19 protein-coding genes and 1 pseudogene are annotated in these 20,621 nt (G+C 47.9%); 7 read left to right on the plus strand and 13 right to left on the minus strand.

Features of this window, described 5'->3' with window-relative positions; genetic code table 11:
• Nucleotides 1-92 precede the first annotated feature (92 nt).
• Nucleotides 93-1,352: a M23 family metallopeptidase gene (locus OS145_RS04495; RefSeq protein WP_165477444.1), complete on the plus strand. Its 1,260-nt coding sequence runs from the start codon at nucleotides 93-95 to the stop codon at nucleotides 1,350-1,352.
• A gap of 22 nt (nucleotides 1,353-1,374) precedes the next feature.
• On the opposite strand, the pseudogene OS145_RS13140 reads toward OS145_RS04495, so the two are convergent.
• Nucleotides 1,375-1,467 (minus strand): annotated as a pseudogene (locus OS145_RS13140) (VOC family protein); the annotation flags it as partial.
• A 370-nt stretch (nucleotides 1,468-1,837) separates the two neighbouring features.
• On the opposite strand from OS145_RS13140, the gene OS145_RS04500 reads away from it, so the two are divergent.
• A complete protein-coding gene (locus OS145_RS04500) occupies nucleotides 1,838-2,617 on the plus strand; it encodes an HAD family acid phosphatase (protein WP_006955029.1) in 780 nt (259 codons plus the stop codon).
• Nucleotides 2,618-2,644: 27 nt separating this feature from the next.
• Here OS145_RS04500 and dgt read toward each other — a convergent pair whose 3' ends face one another.
• Both dgt and OS145_RS04510 read right to left on the minus strand, forming a co-directional pair.
• Nucleotides 2,645-4,093 (minus strand): dGTPase, encoded by a 1,449-nt coding sequence (dgt, locus tag OS145_RS04505; protein ID WP_006955030.1) that lies wholly within the window; start codon nucleotides 4,091-4,093, stop codon nucleotides 2,645-2,647.
• A gap of 97 nt (nucleotides 4,094-4,190) precedes the next feature.
• Nucleotides 4,191-4,472 (minus strand): hypothetical protein, encoded by a 282-nt coding sequence (locus OS145_RS04510; RefSeq protein WP_006955031.1) that lies wholly within the window; start codon nucleotides 4,470-4,472, stop codon nucleotides 4,191-4,193.
• 138 nt (nucleotides 4,473-4,610) lie between these two features.
• Here OS145_RS04510 and OS145_RS04515 point away from each other — a divergent pair, with 138 nt between their 5' ends.
• The 3 genes from OS145_RS04515 to OS145_RS04525 all read left to right on the plus strand — a co-directional run bounded on the left by OS145_RS04515 (nucleotide 4,611) and on the right by OS145_RS04525 (nucleotide 6,621).
• The gene (locus OS145_RS04515; protein ID WP_006955032.1) at nucleotides 4,611-4,901 is read left to right on the plus strand and encodes a hypothetical protein; all 291 of its coding nucleotides are present in this window, start codon (nucleotides 4,611-4,613) and stop codon (nucleotides 4,899-4,901) included.
• Between the two features lie 39 nt (nucleotides 4,902-4,940).
• The gene (locus OS145_RS04520; protein WP_006955033.1) at nucleotides 4,941-5,144 is read left to right on the plus strand and encodes a hypothetical protein; all 204 of its coding nucleotides are present in this window, start codon (nucleotides 4,941-4,943) and stop codon (nucleotides 5,142-5,144) included.
• A gap of 133 nt (nucleotides 5,145-5,277) precedes the next feature.
• On the plus strand, nucleotides 5,278-6,621 hold the full coding sequence (locus OS145_RS04525) for a diguanylate cyclase domain-containing protein (protein ID WP_006955034.1): 1,344 nt from the start codon (nucleotides 5,278-5,280) through the stop codon (nucleotides 6,619-6,621).
• Here the strand turns inward: OS145_RS04525 and OS145_RS04530 are convergent.
• Nucleotides 6,618-7,247, minus strand: a complete 630-nt coding sequence (locus OS145_RS04530) for a DUF502 domain-containing protein (RefSeq protein WP_006955035.1) — start codon at nucleotides 7,245-7,247, stop codon at nucleotides 6,618-6,620. The genes OS145_RS04525 and OS145_RS04530 overlap by 4 nt on opposite strands.
• A gap of 118 nt (nucleotides 7,248-7,365) precedes the next feature.
• On the opposite strand from OS145_RS04530, the gene OS145_RS04535 reads away from it, so the two are divergent.
• Nucleotides 7,366-8,220, plus strand: coding sequence for an NAD(P)-dependent oxidoreductase (locus OS145_RS04535; RefSeq protein WP_006955036.1), 855 nt, complete (start codon nucleotides 7,366-7,368; stop codon nucleotides 8,218-8,220).
• Nucleotides 8,221-8,241: 21 nt separating this feature from the next.
• Here the strand turns inward: OS145_RS04535 and OS145_RS04540 are convergent, their stop codons facing one another.
• Nucleotides 8,242-9,096 (minus strand): DMT family transporter, encoded by an 855-nt coding sequence (locus OS145_RS04540; protein WP_006955037.1) that lies wholly within the window; start codon nucleotides 9,094-9,096, stop codon nucleotides 8,242-8,244.
• Nucleotides 9,097-9,205: 109 nt separating this feature from the next.
• On the opposite strand from OS145_RS04540, the gene OS145_RS04545 reads away from it, so the two are divergent.
• Nucleotides 9,206-10,117 carry a LysR family transcriptional regulator gene (locus OS145_RS04545; protein WP_006955038.1) on the plus strand — a complete coding sequence of 304 codons (912 nt, stop codon included), beginning with the start codon at nucleotides 9,206-9,208 and terminating at the stop codon, nucleotides 10,115-10,117.
• Between the two features lie 3 nt (nucleotides 10,118-10,120).
• On the opposite strand, the gene OS145_RS04550 is transcribed toward OS145_RS04545, so the two are convergent.
• The 8 genes from OS145_RS04550 to OS145_RS04585 all read right to left on the minus strand — a co-directional run bounded on the left by OS145_RS04550 (nucleotide 10,121) and on the right by OS145_RS04585 (nucleotide 20,605).
• Nucleotides 10,121-11,371 (minus strand): AMP-binding protein, encoded by a 1,251-nt coding sequence (locus tag OS145_RS04550; RefSeq protein WP_006955039.1) that lies wholly within the window; start codon nucleotides 11,369-11,371, stop codon nucleotides 10,121-10,123.
• 154 nt (nucleotides 11,372-11,525) lie between these two features.
• On the minus strand, nucleotides 11,526-12,878 hold the full coding sequence (locus OS145_RS04555; protein ID WP_006955040.1) for a sensor domain-containing diguanylate cyclase: 1,353 nt from the start codon (nucleotides 12,876-12,878) through the stop codon (nucleotides 11,526-11,528).
• Nucleotides 12,879-12,945: 67 nt separating this feature from the next.
• Nucleotides 12,946-13,425, minus strand: coding sequence for a PA2404 family protein (locus OS145_RS04560; protein WP_006955041.1), 480 nt, complete (start codon nucleotides 13,423-13,425; stop codon nucleotides 12,946-12,948).
• 1 nt (nucleotide 13,426) lies between these two features.
• The gene (locus tag OS145_RS04565) at nucleotides 13,427-14,575 is read right to left on the minus strand and encodes a PepSY-associated TM helix domain-containing protein (protein ID WP_006955042.1); all 1,149 of its coding nucleotides are present in this window, start codon (nucleotides 14,573-14,575) and stop codon (nucleotides 13,427-13,429) included.
• A 97-nt stretch (nucleotides 14,576-14,672) separates the two neighbouring features.
• On the minus strand, nucleotides 14,673-16,556 hold the full coding sequence (locus tag OS145_RS04570; protein ID WP_083773230.1) for a methyl-accepting chemotaxis protein: 1,884 nt from the start codon (nucleotides 16,554-16,556) through the stop codon (nucleotides 14,673-14,675).
• A gap of 69 nt (nucleotides 16,557-16,625) precedes the next feature.
• Complete coding sequence (locus OS145_RS04575; protein WP_006955044.1) at nucleotides 16,626-18,935, minus strand: bifunctional diguanylate cyclase/phosphodiesterase; 2,310 nt, start codon at nucleotides 18,933-18,935, stop codon at nucleotides 16,626-16,628.
• Nucleotides 18,936-19,043: 108 nt separating this feature from the next.
• The gene (locus tag OS145_RS04580) at nucleotides 19,044-19,580 is read right to left on the minus strand and encodes a response regulator transcription factor (RefSeq protein WP_006955045.1); all 537 of its coding nucleotides are present in this window, start codon (nucleotides 19,578-19,580) and stop codon (nucleotides 19,044-19,046) included.
• Nucleotides 19,553-20,605 (minus strand): sensor histidine kinase, encoded by a 1,053-nt coding sequence (locus OS145_RS04585; RefSeq protein ID WP_006955046.1) that lies wholly within the window; start codon nucleotides 20,603-20,605, stop codon nucleotides 19,553-19,555. Before OS145_RS04585 ends, OS145_RS04580 begins: the two co-directional genes overlap by 28 nt.
• Nucleotides 20,606-20,621: the final 16 nt, after the last annotated feature.

Consider the following 20,621-nt stretch of genomic DNA (forward strand, 5'->3'; position numbering starts at 1 on the left):
GACTTGTCGCGTTATGGCAATGATGGTATTTTGTCACGCCTTAAAATTGCTGTCGGTGGCTAGAATGAATCAAGATGCACGGGAATTCGCCTTTGAATCGTAAACTGATCCTACTTGTAGCGATTGTGACGTTATTAGGTGTTTGGTTAGTTGATGACCCTCACCCGTCATTCCAATCCGCATCTATTCCCCAACCGATCACGCCTTTTTCTGCCGAGCTTGACGCCGAATATGGGCAAGCTCCCACCAATACGATCCGTGGCTCACGTTCGGGGACGCTAGTGACATTAGCCCCAGGTCAGAACCTCACAACCTTGTTAGGTAAGCAGGGTATTTCGCAACGGCAGGTTGCGTTGTTGGCGATGGCGGCTGAATCTGTGATTGACTTGGGACGACTACAGGTTGGCATCAATATTGCGGTCGCACAGCCCGCTCCGGGTCAACATCGTGTCCGGCTGGCGCGTGAGTACGGTGAGCTGGTGCAAGCCACTTATGTCGAGGGTCAATGGCATGTCGAGCTATTGCATGTGCCAACCGAGCAATTGGCTGAAGAGCATGACTTGGTGATCCACAATAGCTTGTATCAAGATGCTGAACAAAATGGAATACCCAATGCTGTGATCAACAGCTCAGTGATGGCGCTTTCGCATTTTGTTGATTTCCAACGCCAAGTGCAGCCCGGGGATCTGATGGAAGTGCGCTTTGAACGCACAGAGGTGGTGAGTTTTAAACCGCTTTTCAGCCATTTACAAAACCCGCTACTACTGACTTATTTGCGGTTTACTAATGCTGGAGAAGACTATCGTTTAATTCGCTATAAGGGCTCGTTTTATTTCCCCGATGGCCGTTTAGCACAGAGTTTCTTGTTGAAAACACCTCTTAATGGTGCGCGTCTATCATCGTATTATGGTAATCGTCATCATCCCGTATTGGGCTATGATCGCATGCATAAAGGAATTGATTTTAGCGCGCCGATAGGCACCCCCATCATGGCTGCGGGTCGCGGCGTGGTTAAGCGCGCGAATCGATACGGGAGTTTTGGTAATGCGGTGGTCATCGATCACGGTGATGGTTATGAGACTTTATACGCGCATCTGAATGGTTTTGCTGAAGGGCTCAAACCCGGTGACCACGTTCAACAAGGGGATGTGATTGGCTATTTAGGTAGAACCGGTCTCTCCGCGGGGCGTCATTTGCATTACGAAGTACATCGTCATGGCCGCGCTATAAATCCTCTCGATATCAAAGCGCCGGCTCAAGCGCGGTTACAAGGTTCCGCGCTTGAGGGCTTCAAGCAACAGCTGGCACAACTTAAATCTTCTGACAGTCAATTGGCCAGCTTGGCGCCTTAGTAAGCGCCATCGCTGTAGGTTAACCGAGTACTTCAGTATAAAACTCTACCGCTTTATCGAGATCGGGAACAGACAATCCAATATGTGAGAAAGCTTTGGGAAATACGTTGCTCATTATTACCTCATTCATCGATTACCACAGCCCGTGACTGAACCCATCTACTGTGTAACGCGCAAAGGTCCGCAGCTGCCTAGTCGTATTTCGCGCGTGGTGCGCCATATTGAAAGAAGTTTACAACGCTAAATAAGGGTGGTACCCGCATTCGTTTGGTTACCTGCGTTGCCCCTCTCGACCATTAAAGTCGCGAGCGGTATTATTGCTTGGGTGCCACGGTGCGTGCGAAAAATAATACTGCCACGGCGATATTAAAGCGTGCTGACGAAAATCTTTACAGCGTCAAGATGGCTGGACGTAACCGTGTTGTATTGCGCTAAACTTTTGCTCGGTGGATAATGCGACCTCGCTTTTCTAATAGGAGAATGTTGTGCAACTAACTGTAACGGCCCTGGTAACCACTTTAAGTCTAACTTTATTGAGTGCCTGTAGTACAAAGCCAAACCACGAGGTAAGTTCGGCATCGACCGTTTTGCCTCCGTCAGTAAAGTGGCAAACGCAAAGCAAAGAATACCCACTCATCACTCGAGCCATATACCGAGACGCAGCGTTACAGCTTATGCAGCGTGAGCTACCGACAAACTGGGTTGTGGTGATGGATGTCGACGAGACGGTGCTGGATAACAGCGGTTATCAAGCGATGCTGAGTCAATCGGGGCAATCGTACTCGACAGCAAGCTGGAATCAGTGGGTCAAAAGTAAACAGGCGAAACTGGTGCCAGGAGCGAGTGACTTTATTACGTCCGTGGTGAGCGCGGGAGGCAAAGTCGCGTTGGTTACCAATAGAAACAAGCAATTGGATAGTTATACTTGGCAAAATCTTGAAGCCATGGGCTTGCCGATTAACACTGACAATACGTGCCTGATGGGGCGTAGCCAAGCGGACAAGGACGCGGTCGATGGTCAGCAGATTGTGAATGACAAAGATCTGCGTCGCCAACAGCTAATGACCGGCGATGTTGATTGTTATAACCCTTCTGATGAGGCGGTCGCCGAATGGTCACAGCCGCATAACATCGTGATGCAAGTAGGCGACAATATTGAAGATATTGCGAAAACTACGCAAGCGTCTGCGGATCCGAGCGCCTTATTGCCTCGCTTTGGCAAGGATATCGTTATTTTACCTAATCCGATGTACGGCTCGTGGTAGGTCGCGCATTACGCGCGACTCCGTCGTTTAATCGATAACGCGCAGTGAACGATATTCATCATATGCAAACTGGTCGGTCATACCGCTAATATAATCTTGAATTAAGCGACAGCGATAGTAGCGTTCCCAAAGTGGCGAGACGTCGGCATCGGTTGCTTTGACATAAGCGCGCACGTGTTTACCTGATAGTTTATGACATAAACGGCTTGCTAGTGGGTAAGCGCGTTGTATTTTAGCCTCTTCACGCACCAGCCCTTGAAAGTCTTCCGTAGAGAGTTTGAGTAACGGGGCATAGATATCGAGTAAGCCGAGAATAATGGTATGACCGCGTAGCTCCTGTTGCTCGACTTCGGGTTGATTAAATACTCGTTTGAGGGCGAGGTTTTGCAGCGCTTCGCTAAGCCGGTGAGCAGGGCTGTCATCCTCCAGTAAAGCCTGATTAAAGTGACCATCAACTACAGCGTCAAAGTTGTCGATAAAGCGCTGCGCAGCGTGATTGACCAATATATTATGGATGTAGACGCGTAGCCAGATAAAAAACTGATTATCGGTATCAATGCTATCGTTTGCCGCGTATTGGTTGGCTTTTTTTAAAATGTCGTTTACTGAAATCGCTTTACCGTTGTACAAAAGTTCGGCTTGGTCGGGGTCGCCGCCTAAGCGGCTGAAGTGTTCTCGAATGCCTTCGGCAACTTGTTCGCGGTTAAGAACGTGTTTTTCGACGGCATCCTCAAGATCCGCGATGCCGTAAGAGATATCGTCGGCCGCCTCCATTATGTAGCTTAGGAAGTGACGGTGCCCTTGAGGAAGCTCGAGCACCTGATAGAGATCTTTAATAAGTTGTTGCTCTGCTAAGTAATAGCCGGGCTTTTTGCCCAAATAACTCAATGGGTCATTTTTACTGGGCTTCGGCTGGCTCGCTAAGCGTGTGTATTTTAAAACCGCCGCGATCTGGGTGTACGTCAGATTTAGACCCATGAGTGAGTGAATTAAACGAATCGCCTGGGCGTTACCTTCGAAACTCTGCAATTCATTTTTAATATCGGCGGCATCCGGTTCATCGAAATTGGCAAATAGTTCATCATTATGCGTCGCAAACCAGCTACTGATTGCTGCCTCGCCAAAGTGACCAAAAGGCGGATTGCCGATATCGTGCATGATACACGCCATTTCGACACAGCTCTCCATCACTCGAAATAGTTCATGGGGTGAAGAGCCTTGTTCTGTTAACGTCTCAAAGTGGCCACCTTGTTTGAGCCGCTCACCTATCTCGCGCGTAATATAACGCCCATTTTGTTGGACCTCGAGTGAGTGCGTTAAACGGCTACGTACCGCTGCGTTGCGTTCTAGCGGAAAAACTTGTGTTTTCTGTTGCAAACGGCGTACCGCCGCCGAATTAATAATCCGACCGCGATCACTTTCGGCTGCGATGACCCAGTTCCCCGCGTGGCGGGAGTAGGGGCGGTCGGCTTTCATTCGGGTGACGAGACGGGCTAAATTCACGGTGACTCCGCAGTTAAACGACTAAAGCCCCGTTTTATCAGCCCGCTTAACGCGAAGCAAGCATCGATGATTAGTTGCATACGTCCTCTACCAGCGCTTTTAGACGTTTGATACGTTTTGCATCACCTTCACTTTCCGCTTTGGCAAGGTCTATTTGTGCTTGTTGGCAGGCTTCAGATTTGTCTGTTTTCATCCGCTCGAGTTCATCTTTTTGGTACTGATCCATGCCTTCAAAACCGTTGTATTCATCTCGAGACTCGACCGAGCGGTCTTTTTGATATGGCTCAGCTTGATGGCTTTCGCAAGCTGATAGACTGGCGAGCAGTGCAAATACGAAGATGACTTTTTTCATTGGACGTCCTTGATTTTGTAATCTTGTTCCTACAATATGAATGATTGTTATTTTAATGTAAACACTATCTGGTTGCTCGTTCAACTATTTACTCGATGTTTACAATGGTGTGTGTAATTACAACAATAATAATGTCGTATGTTGAATTTAAAAATTTTAATGGTCGCGCTTAATGCGATAAAAGGCGAGCTGATGCTCGTTTCTGTAGCGCTGTGCTGCGTACTTACTTTGAGTGTCTACCCGTTACCACTGATTACTTTCATGATTTTGCTGCCTGTTTTAACGGCGGTCACCCTCGCTGCTTACATTTCTGTTAATATATTTTTGCTTCGACGTAAGTTGATTAAGCAAAACCTCTATCAATTGTTTTTAGCGCAAAGCGAACATGAACGAGGTGAAGAAATCGCGGGTTACTTTAAAGGCTATTAATTTAGGGCTGTTAGTGATGATGGCTTGTGGAGAGGTGGTATGGCTGACCAGGAAAAGGGTGCGTGGGTAAAACGTGCTTTGTTTGAACTATTTGTTGTTTGTTTTCCGTTGATTATTTTTGGCATGGTGGTGCTGGCCGATGGGTCTTTCCCAACGATGGCGGGCTACATGTTGGTGCAGTTGATAACGCTCATCGGCTATATTCTATTTAAAAATAAGTCGACTGCACGTGAACACGAGTAGGAGGCGAGTGAGTTAAAGTAACTTTAAAATAACCTTTTACTCATTGTAATAATTTTTGTAATAAAGGCATCAGTCGCAGTTTTAAACGTATGCTTCAAAATAATCGAAACTTGGGTGAGCATTTGGTGCCGGTGTGAAGAAACAGCAGTACATAGTTAGTATCATCATTTTTATTGTCTACATGCTCGCCGTGATACAAGCGACTGATATCATCGTCGGTTTGTTAAAAGAGCGCGAGCAGACCAAACAAAACGAGCGCCTACGCGAAGTGGTCTCGTTGGCAAAATCAAAGTTAGAAGCCGAACTTTTTCGCGATGTCTTCTTGGCCGATAGCCTCGCCACCGTTATCACCATTGACCCCCAGATTGCGATTGAAAATTGGACCTCGCTTGGAAAAAAATTAATGGGTAAGTCGACTCATGTTCGGAACGTGGGTATTGCGCCTAATGACGTCATTTTATTGAATTACCCACCCAAAGGTAACGAGAAAGCGATAGGGCTTGATTTTAGAACCGTACCTAAACAGTACCGAACGGTGCTTAAGGCGCGCCAATTACAAGACGTGTTTCTATCTGGGCCATTGGAGTTGGTGCAAGGTGGGATGGCGGTGATTGCTCGATTCCCCGTTTTCAACGACTATCCCCAAAATAAGGACTATTGGGGCAGTATCAGTGTTGTTATCGACTACCAATCGCTCATGCGCGTGTCGGGCTTTTCTGCGTTGTCTAACGCGCCTATTGCTATTCGAGGTGTTGATGCAGAGGGGGACAACGGCGAGGTGTTTTTTGGCGACAAGCAGATTTTTCAAAATGCCGACTTCACAACCTCGATTAATATCCCTAATGGTGAATGGATTGTCGGGGCCCAGTTTGATCGCGGTGTTCCTTTAAATCTCTCTCGACAGCTGTTGGCACTGCGTATTGGTTTGATTTCACTGGGTTTACTGATTTTCGCCGCCGTTTTTGCCTTATGGCGTTCATATCGCGTGGTGCGTCGATTTGCGCACGAGGATGAACTGACCGGCTTGTATAACCGTCGATATACGATGAACCACTTAAATCAGCTGACTGCAGGCAGTTATAAACGTCAGTCGTTTGCCGTATTGAATATCGATTTAAATGGTTTTAAAGCAGTCAATGATATCTACGGGCATGAAGCAGGCGATCAATTGCTTAAGTTGGTCGCTAACGAAATTTTGAATGGCGTGCGTATGACCGATGTAGTTGCAAGAGTTGGGGGCGATGAATTTATTGTAATTATGCATCGTGTAAAGCATGAGGATAGCGCACAACGTCTCGCTGATTGCTTGCGCCAAAAAATTGAACATCGCGTTTTACATTGGGGCACGGCGACGATTCAACCCTCACTGAGTATTGGCGTAGCTGTTTTTAATGCATCCGAACACACAGTTAAAGATGTTTTGATTCGCGCTGATGAAGCGATGTATCGGGACAAAGCTCAGCAACGAACCTCTTAGTCATTTTCATCTGATTTGAAGTTGCCCTGACTCTTGCCAAGCCCCGCGCTGATCGTTAATTGCAGTGCATCAGCCGGCTTCATATCGATCGATTGAACGCAATCTTTTGGCACCATAATCATATAGCCACCGACGTTGTAAGCCATTGGTAGGAATACGGCAACGTGGTCGTCTGGCATGATATTCACTAACTTATCGTTATTGTCCTTGGCTTTTTTATCACTGCGTTTGGTGACGATACCGATCAGTTGCATTTTACTGCCCGGCATCGTCACTAGCACGACCGACTCATCGGCAAAGTCTTTGCCCTGCATCATATCGAACACATCGTTAATGGTGCCGTATAAGTTGCGCAGGAGGGGTAACTTATTCATCAACTTGCCTGGTAATTGCCAAATAGACTGCAAAAACGACCACTGAGAGGTGAAACCGATGAGTACTGCAAGTAATAGAAAGCTAGCAAACGCGAGCCCCGGAAAGTAATAGCTCTCGCCTAATAATGCTTTCCAAATCGGGCTCAGCCAGGTCTCTACTGTGACGAGCAACCAACGCGCTAGCATGATGGTCACGATAATCGGTAGCAGAATGGCTAACCCTTTGAGGAGGAATTGGAAAATACGTTTCATAATTGGGTGACTTCCTTAATTTGTAGACCATTCGATACTAATGGCTAATCAAAATCGTTCGTTATACGTAGTACACTGACACTACTTAGCTCGTTTTGGCAAATATTAAGGTGTAAATATGACACAGATTGCATTTTTAGGCTTAGGTGCGATGGGTATTCGCATGGCGCAGCATCTGATTGATGCAGGACATTCACTGACGGTTTGGAACCGCACTGAATCCCGAGCTGAGCCGTTGCTTGAACAAGGCGCTCAATGGGCTGATACCCCGGCTGAGGCAGCACAAGGCGCCGAACTCGTGATTGCGATGGTGCGCGATGATGATGCCTCTGCAGCGGTTTGGTTGGATGAGCAAACTGGCGCTTTTAAAGGTATGAGCGACAATGCGATAGCGATTGAGAGCTCTACTTTGTCAGTGGACTGGGTAAAAGAGCTGGCGCAGCAGGCTCAACAACGCGGTAAACAATTGATTGAGGCGCCCGTGTCAGGTTCGCGTCCGCAAGCACAGAATGCAGAGTTGGTCTATTTAGTGGGCGGTGATGCCCATTTGGTAAACCGCGCCGAACCTGTCTTGTCGCTGATGGGTAAAAAAGTCAATCACACCGGTGAGATGGGCTCCGGCGCACTTGCCAAACTAGTCACTAACACCTTAATGGGTATTCAAGTAACGACGATTGCAGAGTTGATTGGCATGCTCAAGCGACAAGGGCAAGACCCGGATGCGATCCTCGAGGCGGTATCGACGACACCGGTATGGAGCAAAACCGCAGGTATCGTGCGCAAATCCATGGTAAGCGAAGCGTACGATCCTCAGTTTCCGGTTGATTTGATTGAAAAAGATCTGGGCTATTGTTTGCAAGCAGCCGACCAAGTCGCACCGATGACCTCAGCAGCACGCACGGTGTTTAATGAGGCGCAAGAGCAACAGTTGGGCGAATGGAACATGACGGTGGTCGCCAAGCTGTATGAATAGCAGCTGTACCAGCGACTTCGGTTAAGAAGTCGCTGGTTTTTTCTGTAACGCCCAGCTTTGCCATATCAGTGGTGCAACAATCATTGCTGAACCAATGTAGAAGTTTAGCCCTGGCTGTTCAGCGAAGAACACCATACCAATCGCAACGGCGCCAATCAGGCCTGTATATTCGGCGCTGGTGACTTTTGCGCTATCGACCGCCCGATAAGCGTAGATACAGGTAGCAGCATAAATCATGATAAACAGTGTTGAGCCGGTGGCAAATAACATACGTTGCCATTCAAACACTGCACCTTCCCAAATTGCCATCGCGATCCCGACTGGAAGCCCCAGCAGATTGGTTAGGAACAAGGTCTGTAAAATACCGTGCTCGCGCGGTAGCTTCTTGATCAGTAGGTTATTAACGGCCAAGCTCCCCGCCACTAGTAACGCCGCGACAGCAAATGGGTTAAATTCAGTGGGGTTCACAATGACCAACACGCCCAGCATGCCGAGCCCGACAGTGACGGTACTGTGCCACGTAACGCGCTCTTTAAATGCCATGCGTGCGATGATGACCGTCAGCATGGGCGCTGCGTAAAATAACGCATTGGCGGTAGCAAGCGGCAGAGTAGTGAGTGACAGGACCATCAAGGCGGTGCCGAACAGCCAAATGTGAGCGCGCGCTGCATGCCAACGCAAACCTTTGGGTGCCAAGCTTTCGCCACGCAGTTTGATAAATGGCAGAAGGATGAGTATCGCACTGACTTGCCGTAATAAGACAAATTGAAACGGCGCATCGAAGCTATCCAACATCTTAATCAGTGAGTCGGATAGAATCGCTACATTATTGCCTAACACCAACCATAACACTGCAGCAATTAACGCTTTATCCATGATGAACCCCCTGATGAGTTGTTGAAGATGGGGTTAGGATAAAGTGTGTTTGATATTATTAAAAATGATATTAAAATCTAGTAGCTATGAGTAATTTAGATATTAATGTATGAGTGTACCTTTTAGAGCGATCCATTATTTTGCCATGGTAGCTCGCCGTGGCAGCTTTTCTAAAGCCGCTGAAGAGTTATTCGTATCGCAAAGCGCCGTGAGCCACCAAATTAAACTGTTGGAGGAGCGGTTAGGGCAAGCTTTGTTTATTCGGAAAGGGCGACAACTGTTGCTCACCGCAGCGGGGGAAGCCTTTTACCAAAATATCGAGGAGCCGCTCGCGCAAATAGAGCGAGAGTTTTCGCAACTTCAGCACGGTGATGCAGGATTCGTGCGCCTTGCTTCTTATGGTTCACTGGCGGTTAAGTGGTTAATCCCAGCGGTTGATCGCTTCCGGCAACGCTACCCAAATGTGGATTTAACGCTAACCATGCTCACCGAAGATGGTGGGTTCGAACGCGCGTTAGCGGATTGCTTTATAACGACACAACCCCCTAAGAGCGGTTTTGAAGTGACCCACTTGTACGACGAATATTTATATCCGTATTGCTCTTACGACATTCGGGCGCGGCTAAACGATCTGCGCGACCCAAGTGCCTTACTCGCCTTTCCATTACTCTCAGCAACTTATACGTTTGCCCATGCAACGCCCGGCTATGATTGGAAAATGTGGTTCAAGCAGGGCAGTGTGCGATTACCCAGCAGTGCCAAGGTGCATCATTTTAGCCACTTATTGCTGGCAGCGGAGGCGGCTAAACATAGCCACGGTATCGCGCTATTGAATGAGTTTATGACGACCCAGCGGGAGCGTGAGCAAGAGTTAGTCAGGTTACCTATGCATGGACTTAAAACGGGGGACAGTTTTTATTTTGTGGTGCCGAGCACGCTTTCCAATCGCAGTTCTATTCAAGTTTTGAGAGACTGGCTTGTTGAACTGTGTCAGTCGCAACAAGCCATCAGTGCACCGTAATGCTTAACGACGCATTAGGTCGGGCTGTGACTCCCAATCGATCTCTTTACCGAGCTCGTTGGTTGGAATTGAGTCACGCACAGCGAAACGTTTAGGTAACTCATGCGGTTCAAGCTTATCGGCAAGCCACGTACGCACTTGTGCGATCAACGTTTCTGCCTGACCTGAGCGTTGCTCTGGGTCGGCTATCAGCAGTGCTTTGAGGGAGTGGCTCTCTTGAGCATGATTAAGCCGCACCCGTGCATCACTGATATTGGGATGTTGACGGATTACGTCAGCGATAGCTTCGGGATGGACTGACTTTCCGCAGATTGAAAGTACCTCATCGTTGCGCTTTAGCGGCTCAAATAAGCCGGGGCCATGCCATTGAATGCTGTCGGGTAAATCAATGAGTTCGCGCGAGAGATTATCCATTAATTGTTCTTTGCCTTGCTTGATCCAGCGCGACAACAATTGGTAAGGCTGATTAGGATCATTTCTAATGCCAACACCTGCGGTTTCGGTACTACCGTAGATCTCGAATACACTGTTGAGTCCATTCCGAGTCAGTGCGTTCAATACTGCAGGTGCGCAGGGCCCCGTTGAGCAGACTGCATTGGCGGCTGGGGGAAAGGTCGTGTCCATCTGTACAAACTGTTCAAAAGCAGCGGGAAACCCAATCAGCAGGTCATTGTTTGTAAGCTGCTGTGCTTGGGTCATTGAAAACGCCTTGAGGCCTCTTACGACCGGTATATCCAGGAGTTCGGGTATGAGTACTGAAAAGATAAAACCGTAGATATGGTGCGGTGGTACAAAACTAACGACGCGCTCAATTTCGACATCATGACGCTTAATAAAATCGACGAAAAATTGCGCTTCGGCAAGCAACGCCATCCAATCATGGCGGTGATGTGAAACCTGTGCTACCGAACCCGAGGAACAAAACGTAATATCGAGTCGATGATCTTCTCGACTCGTTTCTATTACCTCTGCCCATTGTTGTAACGTTGAAAAACGCAACAGGTAATCTTCTAATTCACTGCTGTCGAGCTGAAAAAACTCAACGACGCGGCTAGCAATGGACATCCATTCAAACGAGTCAACGATGACTTCTTGTGCATCGCCCGTTGCTTTGCTGGCAAAGACTATTTGGGTGTTAGATTGCCACTGTCGACCTTTCCAAAGTTGTTCATCACCCATGCGCAGACGTCCAAGTTCATCGGCGATAATGGCACCGAGAATATCTACGATAGAGGAAGAGGTTAGTTTTGCCATCTTGTTATACTCAGTTAAAGCGCTTCTTATTGTTCGATTTTTTTTTGAACAACTTTAAAAAAGCTTGTTGAACTTACGATTTTTAAGAACGATTGAGTAATAGTTTAGTGAGTACTACGTTTTTTAGATCACAGAAGTTAAGAAAAAATTAATGTTAGTTCCAACGGCAGCAGTTTCGACCGTCTGATTTGCTTTGATAAAGCGCCTTATCAGCCCGTTTATACGCAAGGTTAAAGCTGTCTTGCTCTTGTAATTTAGTCACACCAATCGATACCGTCGTCGTAATGATTTCGTCATCATGTTCTATTTTTAGGTTTTCTATATTCTTACGAAGGCGCTCAACGATATTTGCGATATCGACTTTGTCGTCAGCGTGGATAAGTAACATGAACTCCTCACCGCCAACGCGGGCGCATACATCATCACTTCGTAGACTATCGGTGAACTCAATGGCGACCGCTTGCAATACACTATCGCCGGCATCGTGACCAAACTGATCGTTGAGCTGTTTAAAGTGGTCAATATCGACTAATACGCAGTAGTAATGGTTAAGGCGTTCACGATTTTGATAGACCAAACGCTCAAAAAACTCATTAATGAATAAGCGGTTACTGAGTCCAGTGAGGAAGTCGGTATAGGCGAGGCGCTCTAACCTATCGGTTTTTGAGTTGTTGATAATCAACGTTTCGATGGCCGAGCAGAGGAGCCCCATGAGTTCTTTATCGAGATCGGTAAAGGGTGTGCCACGCGAGGTTTTGCTGGAAAAATTGAGCGTGCCCCACACTTTTCCGTTGATACGGATTGGTAAACCGAGATAGGTCTCTAATTGAAAAGCGGTATAGCAGGGGTGTCCGCTGAATTCCTTACTCGTTGAGGCGTGACGTGTGGCAATAACGTCACTCGCCGCCAAGGTGACTGAGCAGTAGGTATTACCGAGTTCAAACTGTGTTCCCGGGGGAATTGGATCACCGGTGGACCACGCGTATTTTACGGTGTACTCATTATCAATCACGCGGCTTACAATACCGATATCGGTATTTAAGTATTCACAGCCGAGCTTAAGTAACTTGTTAATACGCTCAGTGGGCAGCCCGACGGACTGTTTGTTCATTACGTCATGAACCGCTCGTAACACTTCGGAAGCCGATGCATAGTGGGTAACATCGTTAATAATTGCGAAGAAACCGTTTGTTTTTCCCGTACGTTGGTTTTGGTTGGGAACGTACTTGACCTCAAGTTGTAAAACGCGGCCATTACGTAGCGTGACTTTTTCTCGCAAGGATACATCCTCACCGGCCAAAACACGTGAGTGGATCTGCGAGATACGCTTGTAAGATCGCTCACCGAGCACTTCGGCGACCAACTTGCCTTTAAGCTCGTCGAGCTTGACGTCAAAAAACTGCTCATAGCGCTCGTTGACGAACTGATAGCGACGTTCGTTATCCACGAATGCCATCATAAAGGGGAGCGTATTCGCAAGCTTTCGGAACACACGGTCAATGCGCAACTGGATGACTCCACCAATAGGTTATATGCGCAGAGTAATCAAAACGAGCGACGTTGGCTAGTCCAATTTATATTTGTTCGCCTATCCATTGTGGCGGTAATGACCAGGACTGAACATGTTGACTACCATCCCAGTTCTGCAGCGTTAGCCAGACCTTGTCGGACGCCGAGAAGTTTGGCGATGCAATCGCGTGCACATGTTGTAAGCTTTCACTGCCATGCAAAATACCTACATCGTCTTGCTCGAGCTTGTTCAATGGCAATGGGCGTGGGCCAATATTGATATAGGCTTGGCGGATATTTTTGACGGCGCCATCATTGACCCAAACTGAAAAATCTTTCACCCAGTCTTCATGGTGCGCGTAGGGCGGTTCGTTGTTCATTGGCTGCAACGCCAGCTCGAGCTGTCCCACGGACTTTGATTCCCATATTTCGGGAAACTCAGGCGGCTGCAACGACTCATAGAGAAAATAAATGGGGAATATGAGCAGCAACCCCGATAACTTGAATTTATTACGGTGCCAAAATGTATTCTTCAAACGCGCCATATCAAGCTCCTTGCTCTGACAGTTTTTGCTCACGCTTAGCCGCTTTTTTAGCGCGCGCTGCCTGCACTATTTTTGAGCTCCAAATCATAAACCCAGTGATCGACATCCCTGATAAGATAAGACCAAATATAAACCAAATCGCTTTAGTCCAAAGTCCGCCGATCGTGCCGTAGTGGAGTGGATCGACGACATGCATGACGGTTTGTAGGGTCGACATGTTGGCAGGCGAGTCGGCCTGTGCGACTTCGCCCGTCCATGGGTTGATGGCTAAGCGATACGCATATTGGTCATAGAAAATGTAGTCACCACCCCCCATGATTTTATACATATCTCGATTGTGCTCGGGCATCATGACATAACTGGGTTGTAGGTCACTGAATTGTGTTTGGGCAATCTGCATAGCTTGGTCAAAGCTGACCTTGGGTTCTGTTGGCGCTTTACCTAAGGGAACGTCGTTGATATTCACGACGGGGGCATGGGGCTCAATATCAATATCGGCATGCCAAAGCACTTGCTGGGTAAAGTACCACAGGCCGGTTAAACTCATGATCATGATGAACCAGATAGACCATGCGCCTGCGTGTTTGTGTAAGTCGGAAAGGATCGACTTTTTGCCTTGTTTTACACGAATCTTAGGTTGAGTGTAGGCGCGCCAAAAACGTTTGTAGATAACCAAGCCGCTGACTAAGGCGCCCATCATCACGAATGACATCGCCGATACAAGGTAGTAGCCGACGCTGTAGCTACTCTGCCATGGGAATAGTAACCAACCGTGTAATGACCGCATAAAGTTAATAAAGGTTATGCCTTGGTTGATTTCCTGTACCTCGCCTGTGTATTGATTAACGTAGGCAATGCCTGCTGGAACGGAGTCGGCAGAGAACATCACCGCGTTGGTGAGGTAGGACTCGAACGTCATGACGGTGGTGATGTGTGCGGATGGATACAAGGCTTTAACCGCGGCGACGCGCTCGGACATGGCAATAGGGGCGAGGTCGTCCGGGTTTAAGGCGCGAGCGTTCTCGTTAAACAGCCAGGTTAATTCGTGGCTAAATACCGCAATGGTGCCCGTGATACAGATAAAGCAGAACAAAATCCATATCGGTAACGAGCACCACCCGTGAAGTTTAAACCATTGCCTTTGCGTCATAGGGCATTCCATTATTCATTAACATGGCCTGAATGATATTGCTAATAAGAACAATTATCAAATGTATTTGGCTATATTAATGAAAAATGAGGAATTCCTAGTGACCTGAATCGCACTTAAATTGTGCAACGGAATCGCCTAACTCGCGCGCGAAGCGGCTTAGTTGCTCGGCTGTCTCTGCATTGGTGCGTGCATCCGCCAAAATGTCATTGGTTGCGTCTTTGATGCGTACAACATTTTGCGAGGTGTCATCGACTACTTTTGACTGTTCCTCTACGGCGGTGGCAATGGATGCGGACCGATCGTTAACTTTCATTAATTGTGTGTTGATGTCGGTAAAGAGCTCACCTGAACGGGTTGCTTCTTGGCGACTGTCATCGCCGAGTTCGTTGCACTCTTCCAGAGACTTCACAATAACGGATGTTTGCTCTGTTAGTTGTGTTGCTATTTGCTCAATTTCGTTAATTGACTCTTGGGTACGTTGAGCCAAGCTACGCACTTCATCGGCGACTACGGCAAAGCCTCGCCCTTGCTCCCCAGCGCGTGCCGCTTCAATTGCGGCATTGAGTGCCAGCAGGTTGGTCTGCTCAGCGATACCATTGATGACCGCGACAATGTCTCTGATCCCTTGACTACGTTTCGCCAGTTCTGACGCGTGTTGGTTGCTGTTGGCAAGGCGCTCGGCCAAAAAGTTGACCTTTTCAACGGCTGAGTTAATCACACTGCGACCGGTTGAGGCTTGTTGCGCGATTTCATCGACTTGCTGAGCCGTACTCTCAGCATCCTCAGCGATGGTGTGTGCGGTTGAACCGACTTCATTGACGGCGGCTGCGACCTGTTCGATTTCGCTGTTTTGCTGTTCTGTTTTGTTTGATGAATGGGAGACGGTGGCTGATAATTGCTGCGAAAGCTCACCGACATTGCTGCTTGTTTGTCGGATGTTTGCTATGACCCGTCTGAAGTAAGCGAGCAATTGGTTGACATGATCAACGGCGGCTCCAAATTCGTCATCTTGGTGCTTATCGAGTTGCAGCGATAAATCATTCGTTGCTTGAATATGGCTGAGCTGTGACTTCAACGTTTGCAGTGGCTTATTGATTGACCGGGTCACCCAATACAACATGACTATCATCAGTGTGATAATCAATACAGTAATAGCGATAGGCAGCCATGTCGCCTGGCGTTGTTGTTGGAGTAGCTTTTTATTGAGATCGCGGCTTAACGCATTCAGTTCGCTATTTATTTCATCGCTTTGCGCGCTGAGCTTGCCTTTTAGCCCCTCGGTTAGCGTATAGCCTATTTTTCGTGATAAGTCAGCAAAGCGATTAAATTGTATTAAATAGCCTTCGACCTTGCTTTGGTCTGCCGTCGAGCCAGCCAATTGACTATTAAGCTGCTGAGCAATTCGCGTTACTTTTGCGACATAGTCATCCTCCCAACGCAGCATGAAGTCCTTTTCTGAGCGTCGAAGTTGAAGCAGGGTCACTAAGGTCTTGTTATCGTCGCGTTTGTCGAGCACCGCCTCGAGTTGGTGGGTCGCCTCGCGCAATGCGCCGTAAGCGCCGAGTTTTCTTGTTAAACCGCGTTCTATCATCGCCTGCTCAAGCGCTGAAAAACGCTGTTGGTACTCACTTACGGTCGTCTCGATGCGTTCTAGTCGGCTCAAGACCGTGGGATAATCAACGGTCTGTTTGAGTTGTTTCAGAGTCTCTTGAATATGGTTAATTTGTTGCTTGGCTGATTCGCTGTATTTGAGGTCGCTATCGAGCAAGAAATTTTTCTCGGCGATACGAAGCTCGCTGATGAGGTGACTGAGCTTTGCCTTTTGCTGCTCGGCGTTGTTGATGGTTTTGATTTGAGCTTGGGAGAAAAGAAATATTCCCATTAACACGAGTAGGGCAACGATAACCCCGGTGCCGAGTAGGTATAACTTCTGCTTAATCGACATTGAAATCCCATTATCTAAGAGTGAACGACGCATGGCGATAGGTCTAAGGGTTGAGTATTTTATAACTATCGACCGTTCATTATAAGGATTTAAATGAAACTTTTATGACAAAACCATGCTGTAGTTCAATTCTTCTAAGCTGACAGGGGGAGAAATTAAGTAACCTTGGATCAGATGACAGCCCAGTGCTTGCAGATGATCAGCTTGCTCTTGAGTCTCGACACCTTCTGCCACTACGTCGCGATTGAAGCGTCGTGACAGGTAAATGATACTCTCGACGATCGCCTCGTCATTGGTATTTGGCTTGAGGTTGGTAATAAAACTGCGATCGATTTTGATTTCATCCACCGGTAAGCGTCTAAAGTACGTCAGTGAGGAATAGTGCGTACCAAAGTCATCGAGCGCGGTGCGATAACCGCACTCATGGCAACGGTTCAGTATTTCTACTGCTTCATCAAGATCGTCGATGGTTGTGGTTTCTAGTATTTCCAGCGTGATGCCATTGTTTCGCCCAGTGTTGGATTCTGCCATTGCTTCGAGACGACGCTTAAATAATTCACTCGTAAAGTAATCACCGCCGATATTCACGCTGAGATTCAGGTCTCGACCGGAACGCCGCCAAACGGCCTGTAACTGATGCGCTTCGTTAAGTACATAATGATCGAGCGCGATAGCCGCTTGTGAGCCCTCAACTTGAGGAATGAAGGCGCCGGGCATCAGTAAGCCGCGTTTTTTGTGACGCCAGCGACTCAGTACCTCCACACCGACCACAGTATTTGTGTTCATATCAAACTTGGGCTGGTAGACACATTCAATTTGTCGATCATCAATGGCGTACATGAGCTCTTTGATAAGTTCGATCTTGTGCTCTCGCGCCGATGCCTTTTTCGCATCGTGTATACTGACTTGGTTTTTACCTTCGCTTTTTGCTTGATACATGGACTGATCGGCAAAACGGATGAGTTGGTCCGCATGCTGTGTATCATTGGGGTAAACCGCCACGCCCATGCTTGCTGACAAATTAATCATGATATCGTCGATGGCATAGGGTTGAGCAAGGGTATCGGTTATTTTTTGATAATCTGTGTCGTTCGCTGGCGCGTTAAGGACGATAACGAACTCATCTCCGCTGATCCGGGCAACAGAGTCTTGAGTGCCAATTAGGTGCTTGATACGTTTGGCAACTAACTTAAGTATTTTATCGCCGACTTCGTGACCGTAGTTGTCATTGATGGGCTTAAAACTATCCAAGTCGATGTAGCAGACTGAAAATTGACTGGGTTGTTGCCGGTGCGTCAGTGATTTGATTTCTTGATCGAGTTTGCGTCGATTGGGCAGTCCTGTGAGTTCATCGTGGTAGGCGGCATATTGCAAACTGACGGTAAATTGTTTGCGTTCCTGCACCATCCGATTGCGCTCAATTAATACCCCAACGACAGAGATGAGCGCATGCAGTGAATCAACGAAGGTGCTGGTGTACTCGTTGATACCGTTGGCAAGGCCGATTAAACCCACCATGGTCTCGCCCGAATAAACCGGAATCCCGACGTAGTTTTTGATTGGCGGATGGCCGTAAGGTGTTCCGCCTGAACGACTGTCCTCGATAGCGTTATCAGTAATGACGACATCACCGGTTACAAGCGGTTTACAGAGTAAGTTATCGAGGTTTCGAAACTCAAGTCCATCGGTTTTATTACGTTCAAACAGCGCATTTGTCTCGGCACTCCAGGCAATGTTGGTGAGGCTATGTACCTTTAAATAGGGTTGACTGTTATCCTCGTAGAGCACCTCCCCGATCAGCCCGAATGCGCTGGAGGTGAGTTTGAGTATGTCATCGAGCAGAATATCGAACGTCAGTTTGTCGTTGTGACTGGTCAACAACAGGTGTTGTGCCTTGATGATGACTTCGTTGAGGCGACTCGGTTGAACAGTACCTTGCACCGGGGCTTGTGAGCGGCGCATGATTTCATACTCGATCATGTGCACCAGATGGCGCTGGATCTTAAGCTCTTGGCTACTGATTGTGCGTGGCGCGCCATGAATGAGGCATAGTGTCCCGATGCGCTGACCATTGGGCGCGTGAAGTGCAATGCCACTATAGAAGCGAATGTATGGATAACCGGTAACCAACGGATTATTGACGAAGCGACTGTCAGTAAGCGCGTCATTAATAATAAAGGGTTCGTCGCTTTGAATGGTAAATTGGCAAATTGAGATATCAACGGGTGTTTCGCATAGTGAAAGCCCGATTTTGGCTTTGAACCACTGTTGGTCGTCATCGATGAGAGAAATTAAAACGATATCGGTGTTGAAGATAAGTTTGGCTAAGTAGGCGATATTATCGAAAGCGCGCTCCGAGACAGAGTTCATTAACCCGGTTTGATGTAACGTGAATGCACGCGACGATGACATAAATCACACCTCTAATACCTAGAATATAATAACTAGCGTATTTTTATATTTAGTGACTAACAAATATAAAACAAAATGTATAAATGTCTAGTCTAGTCGATTGTCGATTCAGCGACGCGGCGAAAGTTTTTGTAACTTACGTTGTAATGTGCGGCGGTGCATGCCCAATGTTTTGGCCGTGGCACTGATGTTACCTTGGTGAGCGAGGAGGGTTCGCTGAATGTGCTCCCATTCGAGCTGTGCCGGTGTCAGCGTGGTCTGTTCTTCAACGTCGCTGTGATACGTTTGCTCAGGCATCAACCGTTGAATAAGCGCATTAAGTTCGATGGGCTTGGCTAGATAATCAGTCGCTCCGCGCCGCATCGCCTCAACGGTTGTGGCAATGCTTGCGTAGCCTGTCAGCATGATTAAGTGAGCGGGCGAGAAGTGATGGTTAAGTCGAGTAATTGCATCCAGACCTGACTCATCTGACAGCATCATGTCGAGAATAATGCCGTGGCACGGCGTTGCCGTCTGCTCGGCGAGTGCCGCTTGCGTCGAGGCAAAGGCGAGTATCTCGAAACTCGTTTTTTGTGCCAGTCTGCGCTGTAACACACGACGATAACTCGCATCGTCGTCTATGATGATGACGGTAGCGTGATCCAAGTGATTACCTCATGGTTAACGTGTTCCCAGCGTAAAGTGCCGCCAAATTTCTCGAGCGTTGCATTGCTTATAATCGCGCCTGCGCCGTGCCCTTTACTGCTCGGTAGTAAACGTTGGCCGAGTTGCTCGAGGTTTTCTGTATGACCCGCATTACGGATTTCAATGAATACCGTGTTATTTTTATGGCTACACGAGACGCTAACGGGCTCATCATTGACACGTTTTTGAGCATCGCACGCGTTGACAATTACATTACTCAGCGCGGGTAACAACGTACGATCAGCATTGACTTTAAGTGTGTCAAGTTGCGCCTCGATATGCCAGTTGATTGCAACCTCGGGTCGCACCAACTGCATTAAATGTTGAATCTCTGACGCTAACTCACGCGCGTTCACCGCCACCGTGCGTTGGTGACGGACGTCATCAGTGACCTGCCGCCACTGTGTCAATTTGTGTGTTATGTGCGAGAGCTGTGCACTGAGATCGCTGAGCCATGCTGGCGTTGGTTGCGTTTTCTCTACCCCCTCCTCAAGTAACCATTGCGCCGCCTGTGTCGGGGTTGCCAGTTCATGGGTCAGTTGTGCTGCCGCTGTGCCTATGGCGAGTAGTTGCTCGTTTCGCAATTGTTTTTCGCGTAAAGCATGTAATTTTTCCTCTTGCTGGGCAAGACGATGGCGTAGATAAAACACCACCGTCATGATTAACACGCTGGTGATCGTAAAGCTGACTAACATGCCTTGCGCGTGAGCCAATAGCGCATGGTTCGTATCCATGTGAGTAAATTGCCACTGCGTCCATTGCGCGGCGATACTTAATCCGACGATGGCGACGGCACCTGCATGGGGCAGCCAAACACACGCCATGATGAGCGGAATTAATAACACCGCGCTGAATGGGTTGCTTGCGGCCCCGTTAAAGGCTATCAGTAAATTGAGCAGGACGATTTCAACGAGTAAGCACGCAAACATACCCAGCAATGATAGGCGGCGATTACGTAGCGCCGCCATATAGAGAAGCAAGATCATCAGTTATCTCGGTAAC

Source organism: Idiomarina baltica OS145, assembly GCF_000152885.1.
Taxonomy (GTDB): domain Bacteria; phylum Pseudomonadota; class Gammaproteobacteria; order Enterobacterales; family Alteromonadaceae; genus Idiomarina; species Idiomarina baltica.

Excerpts from the sequence above, each read along its gene's own strand:
- OS145_RS04560 (WP_006955041.1), bottom strand. The coding sequence starts at position 13,425 with ATGGCGCGTTTGAAGAATACATTTTGGCACCGTAATAAATTCAAGTTA.
- OS145_RS04510 (WP_006955031.1), bottom strand. The coding sequence starts at position 4,472 with ATGAAAAAAGTCATCTTCGTATTTGCACTGCTCGCCAGTCTATCAGCT.
- OS145_RS04570 (WP_083773230.1), bottom strand. The coding sequence starts at position 16,556 with ATGCGTCGTTCACTCTTAGATAATGGGATTTCAATGTCGATTAAGCAG.
- dgt (WP_006955030.1), bottom strand. The coding sequence starts at position 4,093 with ATGAAAGCCGACCGCCCCTACTCCCGCCACGCGGGGAACTGGGTCATC.
- OS145_RS04575 (WP_006955044.1), bottom strand. The coding sequence starts at position 18,935 with ATGTCATCGTCGCGTGCATTCACGTTACATCAAACCGGGTTAATGAAC.
- OS145_RS04535 (WP_006955036.1), top strand. The coding sequence starts at position 7,366 with ATGACACAGATTGCATTTTTAGGCTTAGGTGCGATGGGTATTCGCATG.
- OS145_RS04550 (WP_006955039.1), bottom strand. The coding sequence starts at position 11,371 with ATGGCAAAACTAACCTCTTCCTCTATCGTAGATATTCTCGGTGCCATT.
- OS145_RS04545 (WP_006955038.1), top strand. The coding sequence starts at position 9,206 with ATGAGTGTACCTTTTAGAGCGATCCATTATTTTGCCATGGTAGCTCGC.
- OS145_RS04520 (WP_006955033.1), top strand. The coding sequence starts at position 4,941 with ATGGCTGACCAGGAAAAGGGTGCGTGGGTAAAACGTGCTTTGTTTGAA.
- OS145_RS04515 (WP_006955032.1), top strand. The coding sequence starts at position 4,611 with ATGTTGAATTTAAAAATTTTAATGGTCGCGCTTAATGCGATAAAAGGC.
- OS145_RS04540 (WP_006955037.1), bottom strand. The coding sequence starts at position 9,096 with ATGGATAAAGCGTTAATTGCTGCAGTGTTATGGTTGGTGTTAGGCAAT.
- OS145_RS04565 (WP_006955042.1), bottom strand. The coding sequence starts at position 14,575 with ATGACGCAAAGGCAATGGTTTAAACTTCACGGGTGGTGCTCGTTACCG.
- OS145_RS04585 (WP_006955046.1), bottom strand. The coding sequence starts at position 20,605 with ATGATCTTGCTTCTCTATATGGCGGCGCTACGTAATCGCCGCCTATCA.
- OS145_RS04530 (WP_006955035.1), bottom strand. The coding sequence starts at position 7,247 with ATGAAACGTATTTTCCAATTCCTCCTCAAAGGGTTAGCCATTCTGCTA.